Source organism: Actinomadura sp. NBRC 104425, assembly GCF_030269545.1.
Lineage (GTDB): Bacteria > Actinomycetota > Actinomycetes > Streptosporangiales > Streptosporangiaceae > Spirillospora > Spirillospora keratinilytica.
Window position 1 is genome coordinate 1 of sequence record NZ_BSTN01000115.1, and the last position, 439, is coordinate 439.

General features: G+C 74.3%; 1 protein-coding gene. It reads left to right on the forward strand.

Annotated elements, in window-relative coordinates:
* Positions 1-29: 29 nt before the first annotated feature.
* On the forward strand, positions 30-439 hold a 410-nt coding region (locus QSK22_RS33355; protein ID WP_285498496.1), incomplete at its 3' end, for a methyltransferase domain-containing protein.

Below are 439 nucleotides of genomic sequence, written 5' to 3' on the forward strand. Positions count from 1 at the left end.
AGCAGCTCGACCCGTATGACCATCACCGCGTGTTGGAGATCGGCACCGGGTCCGGGTGGACGGCCGCGCTGCTGTCGGAGCGGGTCGGTGCGCAGAACGTCACGACGGTCGAGGTGGATCCCATGCTCGGGATGCAGGCGGCCGAGCGGCTGAAGGCGGCCGGGTGCGACTGCCGGGTGGTGATCGCAGACGGGGCCGAGGGGTGGCCCGCCGCAGCGCCCTACGACCGGGTGCACGCCACGTGCGCGGTGCCGCAGATCCCCCGGGCGTGGATCGAGCAGACCAGGCCGGGCGGGGTGATCGTGGCGCCGTACTCGCCCGGTTTCGGGTGCGGTGCCCTGGTGCGGCTGGACGTGCTGCCGGACGGGACGGCCATGGGCCGGTTCGCCGGGTCGGCCGACTTCATGGTGCTGCGCTCGCAGCGCCCGGCCGGAGGGCC